The 15,655-nt window shown below is 73.4% G+C and carries 15 protein-coding genes and 1 pseudogene; 13 read left to right on the forward strand and 3 right to left on the reverse strand.

Going from position 1 to position 15,655, the window contains the following annotated elements; all coding sequences use genetic code 11:
* The 3 genes and pseudogenes from IH45_RS01000000144370 to purS all read right to left on the reverse strand — a co-directional run.
* Positions 1-952 (reverse strand): annotated as a pseudogene (locus IH45_RS01000000144370) (AIR synthase-related protein); the annotation flags it as partial.
* Positions 949-1,629, reverse strand: a complete 681-nt coding sequence (purQ, locus tag IH45_RS0134260) for a phosphoribosylformylglycinamidine synthase subunit PurQ (protein ID WP_030677758.1) — start codon at positions 1,627-1,629, stop codon at positions 949-951. The pseudogene IH45_RS01000000144370 and the gene purQ, both read right to left, overlap by 4 nt.
* Positions 1,626-1,889, reverse strand: a complete 264-nt coding sequence (gene purS / locus IH45_RS0134265) for a phosphoribosylformylglycinamidine synthase subunit PurS (protein WP_078897911.1) — start codon at positions 1,887-1,889, stop codon at positions 1,626-1,628. Before purS ends, purQ begins: the two co-directional genes overlap by 4 nt.
* Before the next feature lie 263 nt (positions 1,890-2,152).
* Between purS and IH45_RS0134270 the strand changes: the two genes are divergently transcribed.
* The 13 genes from IH45_RS0134270 to IH45_RS0134330 all read left to right on the forward strand — a co-directional run bounded on the left by IH45_RS0134270 (position 2,153) and on the right by IH45_RS0134330 (position 15,621).
* Positions 2,153-3,532, forward strand: a complete 1,380-nt coding sequence (locus tag IH45_RS0134270; protein WP_078897912.1) for a flavin-containing monooxygenase — start codon at positions 2,153-2,155, stop codon at positions 3,530-3,532.
* Positions 3,529-4,407 carry a hypothetical protein gene (locus tag IH45_RS0134275; RefSeq protein ID WP_030677767.1) on the forward strand — a complete coding sequence of 293 codons (879 nt, stop codon included), beginning with the start codon at positions 3,529-3,531 and terminating at the stop codon, positions 4,405-4,407. Before IH45_RS0134270 ends, IH45_RS0134275 begins: the two co-directional genes overlap by 4 nt.
* A complete protein-coding gene (locus tag IH45_RS0134280; RefSeq protein ID WP_030677770.1) occupies positions 4,404-4,937 on the forward strand; it encodes a hypothetical protein in 534 nt (177 codons plus the stop codon). Before IH45_RS0134275 ends, IH45_RS0134280 begins: the two co-directional genes overlap by 4 nt.
* Positions 4,934-6,406, forward strand: coding sequence for an amidophosphoribosyltransferase (purF, locus tag IH45_RS0134285; RefSeq protein WP_050515380.1), 1,473 nt, complete (start codon positions 4,934-4,936; stop codon positions 6,404-6,406). Before IH45_RS0134280 ends, purF begins: the two co-directional genes overlap by 4 nt.
* On the forward strand, positions 6,403-8,208 hold the full coding sequence (locus IH45_RS0134290; protein WP_050515381.1) for a fatty acyl-AMP ligase: 1,806 nt from the start codon (positions 6,403-6,405) through the stop codon (positions 8,206-8,208). The genes purF and IH45_RS0134290 overlap by 4 nt, the downstream gene beginning before the upstream one ends.
* Positions 8,205-8,498 carry an acyl carrier protein gene (locus tag IH45_RS01000000144375; RefSeq protein WP_032918806.1) on the forward strand — a complete coding sequence of 98 codons (294 nt, stop codon included), beginning with the start codon at positions 8,205-8,207 and terminating at the stop codon, positions 8,496-8,498. Before IH45_RS0134290 ends, IH45_RS01000000144375 begins: the two co-directional genes overlap by 4 nt.
* A 2-nt stretch (positions 8,499-8,500) precedes the next feature.
* Entirely contained in the window at positions 8,501-8,812 is a 312-nt protein-coding gene (locus IH45_RS0134300) for a DUF6506 family protein (protein WP_050515382.1), read from the forward strand.
* A 145-nt stretch (positions 8,813-8,957) separates the two neighbouring features.
* Positions 8,958-10,130: a cytochrome P450 gene (locus IH45_RS0134305; protein WP_030677781.1), complete on the forward strand. Its 1,173-nt coding sequence runs from the start codon at positions 8,958-8,960 to the stop codon at positions 10,128-10,130.
* 14 nt (positions 10,131-10,144) lie between these two features.
* Complete coding sequence (locus tag IH45_RS0134310) at positions 10,145-11,155, forward strand: 3-oxoacyl-ACP synthase III family protein (RefSeq protein ID WP_030677784.1); 1,011 nt, start codon at positions 10,145-10,147, stop codon at positions 11,153-11,155.
* Positions 11,152-11,895 (forward strand): glycosyltransferase family 2 protein, encoded by a 744-nt coding sequence (locus IH45_RS0134315; RefSeq protein ID WP_030677786.1) that lies wholly within the window; start codon positions 11,152-11,154, stop codon positions 11,893-11,895. The genes IH45_RS0134310 and IH45_RS0134315 overlap by 4 nt, the downstream gene beginning before the upstream one ends.
* Positions 11,892-13,151: a cytochrome P450 gene (locus IH45_RS0134320; protein WP_050515383.1), complete on the forward strand. Its 1,260-nt coding sequence runs from the start codon at positions 11,892-11,894 to the stop codon at positions 13,149-13,151. Before IH45_RS0134315 ends, IH45_RS0134320 begins: the two co-directional genes overlap by 4 nt.
* The gene (locus IH45_RS0134325; protein ID WP_199810750.1) at positions 13,148-14,737 is read left to right on the forward strand and encodes a class I adenylate-forming enzyme family protein; all 1,590 of its coding nucleotides are present in this window, start codon (positions 13,148-13,150) and stop codon (positions 14,735-14,737) included. The genes IH45_RS0134320 and IH45_RS0134325 overlap by 4 nt, the downstream gene beginning before the upstream one ends.
* Positions 14,734-15,621 (forward strand): NAD-dependent epimerase/dehydratase family protein, encoded by an 888-nt coding sequence (locus IH45_RS0134330; protein ID WP_030677794.1) that lies wholly within the window; start codon positions 14,734-14,736, stop codon positions 15,619-15,621. The genes IH45_RS0134325 and IH45_RS0134330 overlap by 4 nt, the downstream gene beginning before the upstream one ends.
* The last annotated feature ends 34 nt before the right edge of the window (positions 15,622-15,655 follow it).

The raw sequence follows: 15,655 nt of genomic DNA on the forward strand, positions 1-15,655 counted from the left end.
GATCTCCAGGCGGTCGCCGTCGGTGACCTCGCCGATGACGGTGGCGGTCACGTCCCACTTCTCGCAGATCGCCAGGAACCGCTCCACCTTGTCCGGCTCCACCACGGCGCACATGCGCTCCTGCGACTCGCTCATGAGGATCTCCTCCGGCGAGAGCGTCGAGTCGCGCAGCGGCACGTCGTCCAGCTCCACGCGCATGCCGCCGGAGCCGTTGGACGCCAGCTCACTGGTCGCACACGACAGACCCGCCGCGCCGAGATCCTGGATGCCCACGACCAGCTTCTCGGCGAACGCCTCCAGGGTGCACTCGATGAGGAGCTTCTCCTGGAAGGGGTCGCCGACCTGGACGGCGGGGCGCTTCGAGGGTTTGGCGTCGTCGAAGGTTTCCGAGGCCAGGATGGAGGCGCCGCCGATGCCGTCGCTCCCCGCCGATGTTGGGCAGGCCCAGGCAGTTGCCGTAACCGCCGATGCCCGCCACCACCCCCGGCAGCACCCGCTTGGTGTCGGGGTGCTCGGCCGCGCCGAAGCGCAGCGGGTCCACCACCGCCACCGGGCGCGCGCCCATCGCGATGATGTCGCGCACGATCCCCCCGACGCCGGTGGCGGCGCCCTGGTAGGGCTCGACGTAGGAGGGGTGATTGTGCGACTCGACCTTGAAGGTGACCGCGAAGCCCTGCCCGACGTCCACGACACCGGCGTTCTCGCCGATGCCCACCAGCATCGCGTCGTTGGCGGGCACCTTCTGCCCGAACTGCCTGAGGTGGACCTTGCTGCTCTTGTAGGAGCAGTGCTCCGACCACATCACCGAATACATCGCCAGCTCCGCCCCGGTCGGACGGCGGCCCAGGATCTCGCGGACCCGCGCGTACTCATCGCTCTTCAGGCCGAGTTCGGCCCACGGCTGGTCGGCCTCCGGCGTCTCGGCTGCGTGCTTGACCGTATCGAGCGTCATGCGTTGACCAACCTCTTCAGGATCGAGGTGAAGAATCCGAGCCCATCCGTGCGGCCCGTGCCGATCAGCGGCTCCACCGCATGCTCCGGATGCGGCATCAGACCCACCACATTGCCCGCCTCATTCGTGAGGCCGGCGATGTCACGCAACGAACCATTCGGATTCCCACCCAGGTAACGGAAAGCGACCCGGCCCTCCGCCTCCAGTTCGTCCAGCGTGCGCTCGTCGGCGACGTACCGGCCGTCGATGTTCTTCAGCGGTACGCGGATCTCCTGGCCCCCCGTGTAATCGGTGGTCCAGGCAGTCCCGGCGTTCTCCACCCGCAGCCGCTGATCCCGGCACACGAAGTGCAGGCTCTCGTTGCGCAGCATGGCGCCGGGCAGCAGATGCGTCTCGGTCAGGACCTGGAAGCCGTTGCAGATACCCAGCACCGGCAACCCGTCCCGGGCCTGCCCGATCACGGTCTCCATCACCGGCGAGAACCGCGAGATGGCGCCCGCCCGCAGATAGTCCCCGTAGGAGAACCCGCCGGGCAGCACCACGGCGTCGACCTGCTTCAGGTCCTTGTCGCGGTGCCACAACGGCACCGCCTCGGCCCCGGCCAGCCGCACCGCGCGCTGGGTGTCGCGGTCATCGAGCGTGCCGGGGAAGGTCACCACCCCAATGCGTACCGTCATGATCCGGCCCGGTCTTCGACGTGGACAGTGAAGTCTTCGATGACCGTGTTCGCGAGGAAAGTCTCGGCCACCGTACGAATACGGGCCAGAGCCGCGTCGTCCACGGGCCCTTCGACATCCAGCTCGAAACGCTTGCCCTGACGGACGTCCCCGATCCCCTCGAATCCCAGGCGTGGCAGTGCGCGCTGCACCGCCTGCCCCTGCGGGTCGAGGATCTCCGGCTTGAGCATGACGTCGACCACGACGCGTGCCACTGGCACTCCTCCTTGTAACGCAGCCTGCGCGAAAAGACGTGGCCGGTGCAATCCGGAGGACGTGATCCACTTTCCCGGGGCGGCCGTTCAGAGTCATTAGGGGGAAGGCGTGGCGCGGAAGTCAAGGCGTGTCCATGTTTTTCTGCATCGCTTGGAAGTCCTTGAAAGTGGCTGGAAGCCGAGGGGCCGGCTGTTGGAGTCTGGGGGCCGCACCTCGGACACATCGGTGAGCCCGGTGCCTACGTCACCACTCCAACGGGGGAGTTCACGTGTCAGAACCACAAACCGATGCACGGCCGGTCGCCGTAATCGGAGCCGGCCCTTCCGGGCTGGCCTCGCTCAAGAATCTCCGCGATCTCGACATTCCTTGTGTGGCATACGAATCCCACTCCGGCGTAGGCGGAATCTGGGACATCTCCAATCCGCGGAGTTCCGTTTACGAGAACACCCACACCATCACCTCGCGCGAGGTGACCGGGTATGCCGATCTGCCCATGGACCGGGGCCTGCCCTCCTATCCGCGGCACGATGCGGTGCACGCCTACCTGCGGCAGTACGCGGAGCGGTTCGACCTGTCGCGCCTGATCCGGTTCGGCTCCGACGTGACCGGGGTCGAGCGGCTCTCCGACGGCTGGCGGGTGACCACGGCGGACGGTCATACGCAGGAGCACAGCGCGCTGATCATCGCGAACGGCCACAACTGGCACCCCCACGCCCCCGCGTTCCCGGGGAAGTTCGACGGCGAGATCCTGCACAGCCGCGACTACCGCAGCCCGGCCGGCCTGGCCGGCAAGCGGGTGCTCGTGGTCGGTGCCGGCAACTCCGGCTGCGACATCGCGGTGGAGGCCGCGGGTGTCACCCAGGACGTCGCCATCAGCATGCGCCGCGGCTATTACTTCTTCCCGAAGTTCATCTTCGGGAAGCCCGCCGACCAGGTCTCGGAATCGAGCCAGAACCTGCGGCTGCCGGCTCCGGTGGCGCGGGCCGCGTACCGCACGATGCTGAAGCTGAGCATCGGCAGCCCCGAGCAGTTCGGGCTGCCCAAGCCCGACCACGAGCCGCTGGAATCCCCGCCGATCGTCAATTCCCTGCTGCCGTACTACTGCGCGCACGGCCGGGTGAAGGTACGCACGGCTCCCGTACGGTTCGACGGCAAGTTCGTGGAATTCGCCGACGGCACGTCCGAGGAATTCGACACCATCATTCTCGCGACCGGCTTCCGCATTCACATCCCGTTCGTCGGCGAGGAGCACCTCGACTGGCACAAGGGCCGCCCGGACTTCTATCTGCTCGCCTTCTCGCCGCGGTACGACGACCTCTTCATCGCGGGGATGACCGACGGCACCGGCGGTCATTTCCCGACGGTGGAGCTGCAGTCGCGGGTGATCGCCGCCTATCTGGCGGCGCGGCGGCGGGACCCGGAGACGGCCCGCAGGTTCGACGAGCGCAAGCGGCGCCGGGACGTGGACATCACCGGCGGCATCAAGTTCCTCGACTCGCCGCGCAACCTCACCCAGTTCGAGCTCCTCACCTACCTCCGGGTGCTCCGCGACCACCTGTCGCTGCTCGGCGGCCGGGACACCACGTACGCCCAGCGCCCGTCCCTGCTGGAGCAGGCCGCCGCTCTCTTCACGGGAGGCCGCAGGTGAACTCCCTCGGCGCGGCTCTGCTGACCGACGTGCAGAAGGACGTCCTCGACGAGGTCCTGGCCGGAATTCCGTACAACAGCGCGTCCCAGTTCCACGAGTACTTCGGCACCCGGGCCGCTCCGGCGCGCTTCGGGCTGTCCTGCGCCTGGCAGTCCTTCGCCGCCGGGCGGCTGGTGGCCGAACGGACCGGTGTCACCGCCGAGTACCTGATCGACGGGCGGCACGTGGCGGCCGTCTACCGCGGTCCGGACGAGATCGTCGTCCTCGACCCGTACCTGCTGCACAGCGAGCCGCTGCGGCTCCACCGCTCCGCGGCGGCCGAGGGCGCGGTGCGCGCGGTCGTCGACGCCTATCCGTACCGCGTACGTGCGGACGGCACCCCGGCGCCCGGCCGGGTGCGGGCCACCTGGACGCTCGACGACGACGTCATCCGCCTCGACTACCTGCGCTTCAGCCCGCGGCGCGGACACAATGTGGCCTCCCGGTCGTTCGTCATGCGCCCGGACTCGCGCCTGGAGACGGTGCCGCCGCCGGCGGACTGGGTCCGTCCGCTCCTGGTCCATCCCGAGCAGCACAGCGTGTCCGTGCGGGTGCTCCACCCGGGCACCCGGCAGCTGGCCGAGCTGATCCTCCCGCTGGCCGGGCGGCCCGCGGGCGTCGCCGAGGACCGTGCCCTGCTGATCACCAAGGACAACCAGGGCGCGGTCGCCGCGCACGGCGAGGCCCGCTTCGACCGGAACCTCGACGTGGTGGCCGACGCGGTCGCCGCGCCGCGGGACGACGTGATCGCGTTCCTCCTCGAAGCGGCGGCCATCCACCGCGCCGCCGCCCCCGCCGGGCTGGCCCTGGCGCCCTACTCCCTGGAGGACGAATGACGGCCGAGGCCGTGTCCGGCACCGGACGGCGGACCCGTTCGTACTTCCTGGCCGGCACCATGCAGGGAGCGCGTACCGGGGCGCACCTCACCGACCAGTCCTACCGGGAGCTGCTGACCGGCACCCTGCGCGCCCGGCGGCCCGGAGCCGTGATCCACGACCCCGGTGTGGTGATGGCCGAATGGCTGGCCTCCCACCCCGCCGACGTACGGGCCGCGCACGCCGCCCTCGCGGACCGGCCGGTCCTGCGCCACGCCGACCTCGCCCCGGAACTGCGGGAGCTGACGGAGCTGTTCCACCGGCTGACCCGGCTGGCCGCCGAGAGCGACGTGTGTGTGGCCTGGCTGCCGGGCCACGAGCCCAGCATGGGCACCGCCGCCGAGATGCTCTGCGCCCACCGTGCCGGACGCACCGTCGTCTCGATCACCGACATGCGGCAGAACCTGGCGGTGCTCTCCTGCTCGACCGTGATCCTGCCGGACCTCGCGGCCTTCACCGACTGGCTCGACGCGGGCGGTGACAGCGCATGAGCGCGGTCCCGGACGCCACCGACCGGCCCCGCGAGGCGTGCGGCGTCGCGGGCGTGTGGGGGCCCGCAGGCCACCACGCCGCACCGGTACGGGAGATGCTGGTCGCCTTGCAGCACCGCGGCCAGGAGAGCGCCGGAATCGCCGTCGGCACGGGTGACGCCCTGGTGGCCCGGCACGGGGCGGGCACCGTCGCCCAGGCGCTTCCCGACCTCACCGGGCTCCCCGCGGGCCCGGTGGCGATCGGCCACGTCCGGTACGCCACCCACGGCGCACGGGACGGCCTGGCCGGGGCCCAGCCCGTGGTGCTGGACCGGCCGCCGCTGGCCCTCGCGCACAACGGCACCCTCGTGGACCCGCACACGGCCCCCGGCGCCGACGCCGTCGACCCCGGCCTGTGCTCCACCGACAGCGAGCTGCTCGGCCGTCTGCTCGCCGCCCGCGCCGCGGAGGGCGTCGGCCTGGCGGCGGCGCTGCACGAGGTGCTGCCGCGGCTGCGCGGCGCGTACGCCCTCGTCCTGACCGACGGGGAGAACCTGTACGGCGTACGCGACCCGCACGGGTTCCGGCCGCTCGCCCTCGGGCGGCGTGGCGACACCTGGCTGCTGGCCTCCGAGACGGCCGCCGTCACCGCCGTCGGCGGCGAGGTGGTCCGGGAGCTGGAGCCCGGTGAGGTGCTGTCCGTCGGCGCCCACGGCACGGTGAGCAGCCGGGTCGAGGTGCCGGACGCGAAGACGGCCGCCTGCCTCTTCGAGTACGTCTACTTCGCCCGCGCCGACTCGGCCCTCTCCGGCCGCAGCGTCTACCGCGCGCGCTACCGGGCGGGCCAGGCCCTGGCCGACTATGCGCCGGTCGGCGGATCGCCGCGCCCGGTCGTCGTGGCCACCCCGGACACCGCGCGGGTCGCCGCCGACGGCTACGCCGAGCGCGCCGGCCTGTCCGTCGTCCAGGGCCTGCTGCGCCCCGGGGCCGTAGGCCGCAGCTTCATCGCGGGCGACCCCGCGGCCCGGGAGCACACGGTGCGGCGCAAACTCGCCCCCGTCGCGGACGCCGTCGCCGGGCAGCGGGTGGTCCTCGTGGACGACTCGCTCGTACGGGGCACCACGATGCGCACGGTGACCCGGCTGCTGCGCGAGGCCGGCGCCGTGGAGGTGCACCTGCGGATCGCCTCGCCGCCGTACCGGTGGCCCTGCTTCTACGGCGTGGACACCGGACGCCCGGCCGAACTGCTCGCCGCGCGCCTGCCGATCACGGAGCTGGCGGGCCAACTCGGCTGCGACAGCGTCGCGTTCCTGCCCCTGGACCGGCTCACCGAGGCCGCTGGAGGCGACCCCTCGGGGTACTGCACCGCCTGCCTGACCGGCCGCTACCCGACCGCCGTCCCCGCGGCCTTCGCCGCCCCGGCGTCCCCTCCGGAGCCGGGCACCGACCTGACGTCCCAAGCCACCGCCGAACGAGGAGCCCAGCAGTGAACACCCCCACCGAGGCGACCGCGACCGGGGCGTCGGCACCGGCGCACACCGGTCGGGAAGCCCGCACCATCGTCCAAGCCCTCCTGGCCCGCACCCTCGGCCCCGACGCCGACCGCCCCATGGTCACCGCCCTCGACGCATCCGGCGAACGGATCGAGAGCCTGACGCCGGTCGAACTCGACCTGCGGGCCCGGGCGCTGGCCGCCGCCCTGCGCGAGACCGGCACGGCCGGGGACCGCGTCATCGTGCCGGCCCTGCCCGGGCTCGACTTCCACATCGGCTTCCTGGGCTGCCTGTACGCGGGCATGATCGCCGTACCGGTGCCCGCGTTCCGTACCGCCGCCCGGGCGGGCACCACCACCCGCGCGGAGCGGCTGTCGGCGATCTGCGGTGACTGCGCCCCGTGCGCCGTCCTCGTCTCCACCCGGCAGGACGCCGAGGAGGCCGACGCCGATCTGCTCCCCGGGGTGCGGTGGCTCTCCGTACGCCAGGACGCCCCCGCCCCCGAGACGGCGCCGCTGCCCGACGCGGCCGCGCTCGACCCGTCGGCCACGGCGCTGCTCCAGTACACCTCCGGCTCCACCGGGGACCCGCGCGGCGTCGTCGTCGGCCACGGCAACCTGGTCGCCAACCAGGCCGCGATGCGCGACCGCTGCGAGGTCGAGCCCGGCACCACCATCGTCAGCTGGCTGCCGTTCTTCCACGACATGGGCCTGTGCACCGCCGTGGTGCTGCCGCTCGTCTCGGGCGCCACCACGGTCACCATGGAACCGGCCACCTTCGTCCGCGACCCGAAGGTGTGGCTGCGTGCCATCGCCGCCGAGGACGACGTCTTCACCGCCGCACCCGACTTCGCGTACGACATGTGCGTCAACCGGGTGCGCGAGGAGGAGCGCGCCGCCATCGACCTGTCGACCTGGCGGGTCGCGGTCAACGGTTCGGAGCCCGTGCGGGCCGCCACCCAGCGCCGGTTCGCCGAGGCGTTCCAGGTGAGCTACTTCCGGGAGGAGGTCTTCTCGCCGGGCTTCGGGCTCGCCGAGTGCACGCTCGCGGTGAGTGTCAGCCCGTCGCTGGAGCCGACGGTCGTGGGGCTGTACGAGCGCGAGGCGCTGGCCGGCGGCAAGGCGGTGCGGACCACCGCCGCGGACGAGGGCGTCGAACTCGTCGGCTGCGGGCCCGTGGTGGACGCCGTCACGGTCGCCGTCGTCGACCCCGCGACCCGCCACGCCCTCGCCGACCGCGTCGTCGGTGAGATCTGGGTCGACTCGCCCGGCAACTGCGGCGGCTACTGGGGGCGCGAACAGGAATCGGCGGAGACCTTCGCGGCGCGCCTGGCGGACGACGCGGCCCAGGCCGGGCGGACGTACGTACGGACCGGGGACCTCGGTTTCGTGGACGAGGGCGAGCTGTTCATCACCGGCCGCATCAAGGACGTCCTGATCATCGGCGGGGAGAACTACTTCCCGCAGGACGCCGAGGCCGTCGCGCTGGACGCCCACCCGGCCTTCGCCCAGCAGCGGGCCGCCGCCTGGCCGCTGGGCGCGGACGACCGGGGCGTGGCGGTGGTGGTCGAGACGACCGTGCGCGACGGGGCCGAACTCGCCGCCGCGGTGCGCGCGGCCGGGATCGCCGTCGCGAAGGTGCTGCCCGCCGCCGTCAGCGTCTACGCGGTGCCGCGCAACAAGATCCCCCGTACGACCAGCGGAAAGATCCGCCGCCGTACGTGCGCGGAGCAGGTGGGGACAGGACAGCTGGTGCCGCTCGCGCAGTGGTCCAGCCGACGGACCGGAGGAGCGGCATGAGCACCGCGCAGGACATCACGCCCGAGCTGGTGACGGAACGGCTGCGCCACGTCGTGGCCGACCTGCTGGAGATGAATCCGGCCGAACTCGACCCGGACGTACCGCTCAGCGCCTACGGCATCGACTCGATGACCAGCTCCGTCCTGGCCGGCGACCTGGAGAAGTGGTGCGGAGTCCAGCTGCCCCCGGACGCCTCCCTCGGCAGACTGACCCTGACCGAAGCGGCCGACGAGGTCGTGACCGCGCTGGCCCGCGCCCCGCGGCCGCCCCAGCCAACCAAGGAGCGATGAACATGGCACTCGACGCATTCGGATTCCTCTTCACCGGACGCGGGCTGGACCCCGACCGGGACCGCTCCGTGATCGAACGGGACGGATTCCGCGCCGTCATGGTCGGCATGGCGGACCCGTCCCGGGCGCCCGAGGTGGCGGCGGCCCTGGTGGACGAGGGCATCCAGCTCATCGAACTGTGCGGCGGCTTCGGCCCCGTGTGGACGGCCAAGGTCATCGAGGCCACCAAGTCCCGGGTGCCGGTCGGCTCCGTCGGGTACGGGCCCGAGTCGATCGACGGCATGGCAGCGCTCTTCCCGCCCCAGGCGGGCTGACACCGGCCCGCCTCCCGCCGGGGTCTCCTCTCTTTCCCCCGTAAGGGAGGAGACGCCGGCGGGCCTTGGCACCACCCGGCAGGCCACGGCGGGACGGCCCCGGCCCCGGGGCCCCCGTACGACGACGAGATGGGTCACCCTCACCATGAACCGCGCCGAACTCCACGAACTGCGCGTGCTGGCAGCCAGCCGTCCCGCCCTCCCGGTCCTGCTGCACGCCGGCCGGTTCGCCCGGCCGCTGAAGTACGTACCCCGCATCGGATGGCTGACCGCCGACGCGGCGACGGCGCGTGCCGTCCTCACCGACCAGAAGCACTTCACCGTCCTCGACCGCGGCGGGGTGGGCCGGCTCTGGGCCCAGCTCCTCGGCGACTGGGTCGAGGACCTCTTCGACGGGGAGGGGCACCGGGCCCTGCGCGCCGGCACCCGCGAACTCTTCGGCGAGACCACCGCCCGCGCCCTGGTGGACCGCACCATCGGCGCCCGGCTGGCCGAGGCCCGCGCCCAACTGGCCGTCGGCCGGCCCGTGGACGTCGCGGCCCTGGGCCGGGCGGTCGTCGGCCGGATCGTCACGGAGCTGCTGCGGGTCCCCGTCACCGGCACCGACGACACGGCGTACGAACGGGTCTTCGCGACCGCCCGTGAACTGGCCGCGCTCTCCGTCGAAGCGGCCGGCGGCGGCGACCTCACCGAGGCGACCGTGGCGCGCGGCCGGGACATCGTCGGCCGGCTCACCGGTCACGTGGCGAAGATCTGGGCCACCGAGTCCTCCGACCACCTCATCGGGCGCTGCCGCGAGGTGGGCCTCGACGCCCGCCGGACGGCCGGGATGGCGGCGCTGGTGGGCGTCGCGGCGACCGAGACCGCCGCGAGCGCGATCACCCGGACCGTGGCCCTGCTGCACGACACCGGCGAGCAGCACCGGCTGATCGCGGCGCCCGGCCGCGTCCCGGACGCGGTCCGCGAGGGGCTGCGGGCGACCGCCCCGGCCCCGGTCATCGGCCGCACCGTGCGCAGCGACGTACGGCTCGCCGGGCGCACCCTGCGCGCCGGCGAGCGGATCACGCTGCTCAACTACACCGCCAACAGCCTCACCGGTGGCTTCCGGCTCGACCGGCCCGCCGAACCGGCCAACCGCCAGCTGTGGTTCGGGGCCGGCCGGCACCACTGCCTGGGCTCCGCGATCGCCCGGGCGGAGATCGGCCGCACGCTGGAGACCCTGACCGCCGTCGGGCGGCCCTGGCGGATCGTGGAGCGCCGCTACAGCCGCCGCGTGGTCATTCCCTCGTACGACCGGCTGACCGTGACCCTCGTCTGACGGGAGACCGTTCCATGCCCGACACCCACGCCCGGCTCGCCGGTGTGGCCGTCCACATGCCCGAGACCATCCGCTCGTCGGCGGAAACCGAACGCCGGGTGGCCGCCGCGAGCACCGGATTCAGACCACCGCCCGGCCTGGTCCAACGCCTCACCGGCATCGAGCGGCTGCACGTCATGCCCGACGACTGGCAGGCGTCCGACCTGGCCGCCGCCGCGGCGCGCAAGCTGCTCGCCGGGACGGGGGCCGATGCCGACAGCATCGACCTGCTGATATTCGCCGCCGCGAGCCAGGACATGATCGAGCCCGCGACCTCCCACATGGTCGCCGACCGCCTGGGCCTCAGCTGCCCCGTCTTCGACGTGAAGAACGCCTGCAACAGCGTGCTCAACGCCCTGGAGACCGCGCACGCCCTCATCGCCCAGGGCGCCTACCGCCGCATCCTCGTCGCCTGCGGCGAGTCGCCCTCGCGCGCCGTCCGCTGGTCGGTGCCCGACCTGCGCACCTACCTGATGTCGATTCCCGGCTACACCCTGTCCGACGCGGGCGCCGCACTCCTCGTCGAACGGTCCTCCGAACCCGGCCTCCTGGGCTGCGGCTTCACCGCCGACTCCCGGTCCTGGAACGTCGGCACCCTGGCCTCCGGCGGCTCCGCCCACCCCCGGGGGGACGAGCACACCTACTTCCGCCTCGACGGAGTGGGTCTGCGCCGCGCCTTCGAACGGCTCGGCCCGCGGATCCTCGACGAGACGCTGGACCGGCTCGGCGTCGGCTGGCAGGACATGGCAGCCGTCTGCGTCCACCAGGTGTCCAAGCCCTACCTGGACGAACTCGCCCGGCGCTTCGGCCTGCCCGAGGACAAGATCGTCGTCACCGTCACCGAGCACGGCAACGCGGCCTCGGCGAGCCTGCCCCTCCAGCTCGTACGCGCCCAGGAGAGCGGACGGGCGGGCGTCGGCGACCTGGTCGGGCTCGTCGGACTCGCGGGCGGCATCAGCATGGGTCTGAGCGTGATCCGGCTGTGAACCTCTGGGTGGTCGTCCCCGCGTTCAACGAGGCGCCGGGGATCACAGCGACACTGCGGGCCCTCGCCGCGCAGACCGACCGCGACTTCTCGCTCGTTGTGGTCGACAACAACTCCACCGACGGGACCGCGGACGTCGTACGGGCCTTCGGTTTCCCCGGCGATCTGCACCTGGTCCACGAGACCCACAAGGGCACCGGCGCCGCCGCCGACACCGGCATGCGCTACGCCATCGCCCACGGCGCCACCCACCTGGCCCGCACCGACGCCGACTGCCTGCCCGCCCCCGACTGGACCGCCCGCGTACGGGCGGCCTTCGGGGCCGGCCTCCAGCTGATCGGCGGGCGGCTGCGGCCGCGTACCGACGAGGCACCGCTGCCGCCCCTGCGCCGCGCGGTACTCGTCGGCGCCACCGAGGTCGCGGCGCTCTTCGGACGCTTCAGACCCGGCAACCGCGGCCCTGACTACCTCGGCCCCTACGTGATGGCCCCCGGCTGCAACATGGCGATCACGGCCGGCCTGTACGAACGCGCCGGCGGCTTCCCCCGTACCGCGATCGAGGACGTCCACGAGGACCGCGCCCTGGTCAACGCGGTGCGCAAGCTGACCCCGGCGTACGGGGTACGGCGCGACGTGCGCGTCGCCGGGTCCGCCCGCCGGGTCCGCGCGTGGGGGCTGCGCCGCACGCTCGGCTGGTACGCCGATCACCGGTACCGGCCCGAGGTGGTGGACATCCGATGACGACGGCCCTCGCGCCGCCCACCGCGCCGGACCGGTGGGAGCAGCGGCTGCAGACCGCCGCCCACCCGGTCGCGTACCGGCTGCTGCGGGCCGTCGCCGCGCGCGGCCCGGTGGTGCGCGTGCCCCGCGTCGGCGTGGTCGTGAGCGACGCCGCCCTGGCGCGCGAAGTGCTCGGCGACACCGTGCACTTCACCAAGACCGGTCCGGGCTCGCCCGCCGACCTGTGGACCCCCGTGCTCGGCCCCTCCGTACTGCTCAACATGGAAGGCTCCGACCACACGGCCCTGCGCCGCCGCCTCTCCGGGCTCTTCACCCCCGGTTACGTCGCCGCGCTCTGCGCCCGCGTACTGGCGCAGCCGCTCGCCGACCTGACCCGCCGGCTCCGCGCGGGCGAGGAAGTCGACCTCGTACGCGTCGCCCAGATCTGCGCGGGTGCGGCCATCTGCGAGATCGTCGGAATGCCGGTGGAACCGGGCCGGTTCGCCACCGCTCACGCCGAGGCGTCCGAGGTCACCCGGATGGTGCGGCTGTGGCGGCCGTCCATGACGGGCCGTCAGGTCAGTCGCGCCCGCGAGGTACTGGGCAAACTGACGGCCTCCGCGGTGACCGCGTACCGCGAGGGGTCCGAGGAGACCCTGCCCGGCCGGCTGCACGGGCTGGGCCTCAGCGAGGTGGAGGCCCGGGGAGCGGTCGGCGCCTTCCTGCTCACCGGGACCGAGACCCTGGTCTCCTTCATCCCACGCCTGGTCGCGCTCTGCCACGACACCGGGCGGCTGGCGGGTCCCGGGATGCTGAGCTGTAGTGGTAGCCGGGGCGGGGCCGATGGCGGTGGCGGGGCTGGTGGCTACGACGGGGCCGATGGCTCCGCCGTAGCCGGGTTGGACGCCGTCGTGGAAGAGGCGCTACGCGTCACCGTCCCGTCGCCGGTGATGCTGCGCAGTGTCGCCGTCGCCACCACCGTCGGCGGGGTCCCGGTGGCTCCCGGCGACCGCGTCGTCATCGCGACCCTGCTGTGCGCGCAGGCGTACGGCCCCTTCGCGCCGGAGCGGCCCCACCCGCCGGAACTGCGCCGGCTCTGGTTCGGCGCCGGCCCGCACTTCTGCCTGGGCATGCCGCTCGCCATGGCGCAGATCCACGCCGTACTGGACGCCGTCCTCGCGGCCGGGCCCACGGCCGTCACCGGGCGCCGCGCGGCCCGAAGAGTGCTGATTCCCGGGTACGCCCGGCTCGACCTGAAGCTCCGGAGCACGACGTGACCGAGACGGCCCACACCCGCCCCGCGCCGGGTCCCGGCGCCGGGACCGACCTCCTGACCGCCCTTTTCGACACCGCGGAACGTCGCGGCACCGCCCCCGCACTCACCGGCCCGAACACCCGCACCCTCACCTACGCGCAACTCGCCCGCGCCGTACTGGCCACCGCCCACCGGCTGCGCGAGGCGGGGCTGGAGCGCGAGGACCGGGTGCTGTTCTCCGTACGGCCCGGCCCGGACGGTGTCGTCCTGGCCCTGGGCGTGATCGCGGCCGGCGGCACCGTGGTGTTCGCCGACCCCGGCGCCGGTCCCGACCTGTTCGCAGCCCGCCGCGAACTGGCCGCTCCCCGCTGGGCCGCCGCCGAATCACTGCTGTACGCGGTGGCCCGGTACGGCCGCCCGCTCGCCCGGCGGCGCGGCCTGCTCCTGCCCCCGTACCACCGCCTCGGCCTGCGCCACATCTACGCGGGCCGCCGGCTGCCGGGGGTCCCCGCCCGGGCCCTGTCCGCACGCCGGCTCGCCGCCGGTCCCGCCCCGGCCGTACGCCCGGCCGCCGACCCCCACCAGGAAGCGCTCGTCGTCTTCACCTCGGGCACCACCCGCTCGCCCAAGGCGGTGCTCCACACCCGCGGTTCCCTCGGCGCGGGCCTGGCAGGCTGCGGACCCGCCCTGGGCCTGGACGCCGGGGACGTGCTGCACACCGACCAGCTGATGATGGGCGTCCCGGCGCTGATCGCCGGAGCCCACTGGACCATGCCGCCGTACGGCTTCGCGCCCGCGGCCGACCCCGCGCGGTTCGCCCGCGGTCTGGCGGGCGCCACCCACGCGTTCTGCGTGCCCGCCGACCTCCCGGCGGTCGTCGAGGCCGTGGAGCGAGGCGAGGCGGCGTTCCCCGCGACACTGCGCCACCTCGTCCTCGGCGGCGCCCCCGTCCTCCCCGGCCTGCTGCGCCGCGCCGCGCGCGCCCTGCCGGAGGTGGACTTCCTGGCGGTGTACGGGATGACCGAGATGGTGCCGGTGGCCGTGGCCACCGGTCGGCAGAAGACGGACCACACCGGCCCCGGAGACCTCCTCGGCACCCCGTTGCCGGGCATCGGCATACGCACCGCGCCGGACGGCGAACTGCTGGTCTCCGGCCCGAACCTGTGCCGCGGCTACCTCGGCGAACCGCCGATGGCCGAACACGCCACCGGCGACCTGGCCCACCTGGAGAACGGGCAGCTGGTGCTGCTCGGCCGCAAGAAGGACATGCTGATCCGCGGCCGTACGAACATCTACCCCGGCCTGTACGAACCGGCCGTCACCGCCCTGCCCGGCGTCGCCGAGGCCGTCATCGTGGGCCTGCCCGACACCTACGGCGACGAACGCGTCATCCTCGCCGTCGTCCCCGACGGCACAAGCCCCGCCCACTCCCTCACCGAGACCGTCCGCTCCCGTCTCCCGGCCCTGATCGACACCGCCGCACTCCCCGACGAGATCGTCGTCCTGGACCACATCCCGGTGCGGGGCCGCACCCGCAAACCGGACCGCGAGGCCCTGCGCAGCCGGCTCCTCGGCGCGCACGCGCCCCTGTCCGAGCGGGCGTCATGAGGATCGCGGTGACCGGGGCCCGGGGATTCGTCGGCGGCGCCGTGTGCCGCGCGGCGGCCGACCGGGGCTGGACGGTCCACGCCCTCACCCGCGCCGACTGGGACCTGACCACCGGCCCCTGGCCCGACGCGCCCCGGGTGGACGCGGTCGTGCACGCGGCCGCCGCCGTCAGCGACTGGGGCCCGCCCGCACCCGTCTGGCACGCCAACCTCACCGGCACCAGGAACGTGGCGGCGTCCTTCCCCGGCGTACGCCTGGTCCACATCTCCACGGCCAGCGTCTACGACCCGTTCCGGCCGACCGTACTGGCCCAGGAGCCCGAGGCCCCGGTCCACCGCTACCTCACCCCGTACGCAGCCTCCAAGGCCGCCGCCGAGCAGACCCTGTCCACCCGCCCGAACACCGTCATCCTGCGCCCCCACGCCGTCTACGGCCCGGGCGACCGCACCCTCCTCCCCCGAGTACTGAGCGCGGTCCGCGGCAGCTCCCTGTGGCTCCCCGGCGACGGCACCGCCCTCCAGTCCCTCACCCACATCCACCACCTCACCGACGCCACCCTCCTGGCCTGCGACCCTGCCGCGGCGCCCGGTACGTACAACATCGCCGACGCGGACACCGTCCCTATAGGCGAGGCACTACGCGAACTGCTGGCGGCACGGGGGAGGCGGGTACGGCTGCGCTCATTCCCACGCCCCGTGGCATCCGCCATCGCCACCACAGCCGAAACCACCTGGCGCCTAACCCACCGCCCTAATCCCCCACGCATCACCCGCTACGCGATCAGCCACCTGGCCGTGGAGAGGACGTTGGACCTGGGGGCGGCGCGGAGGAGGTTGGGGTTTCGGCCTGGGGGGACTTCGTTTCGGGGGGCTGGGGGCTGGTGAAGGGAGGGTGCGCTCTCGCCGCCTGCTGAGCGGA

The organism is Streptomyces rimosus subsp. rimosus (assembly GCF_000720725.1).
GTDB classification, from domain to species: Bacteria; Actinomycetota; Actinomycetes; order Streptomycetales; family Streptomycetaceae; genus Streptomyces; species Streptomyces rimosus_A.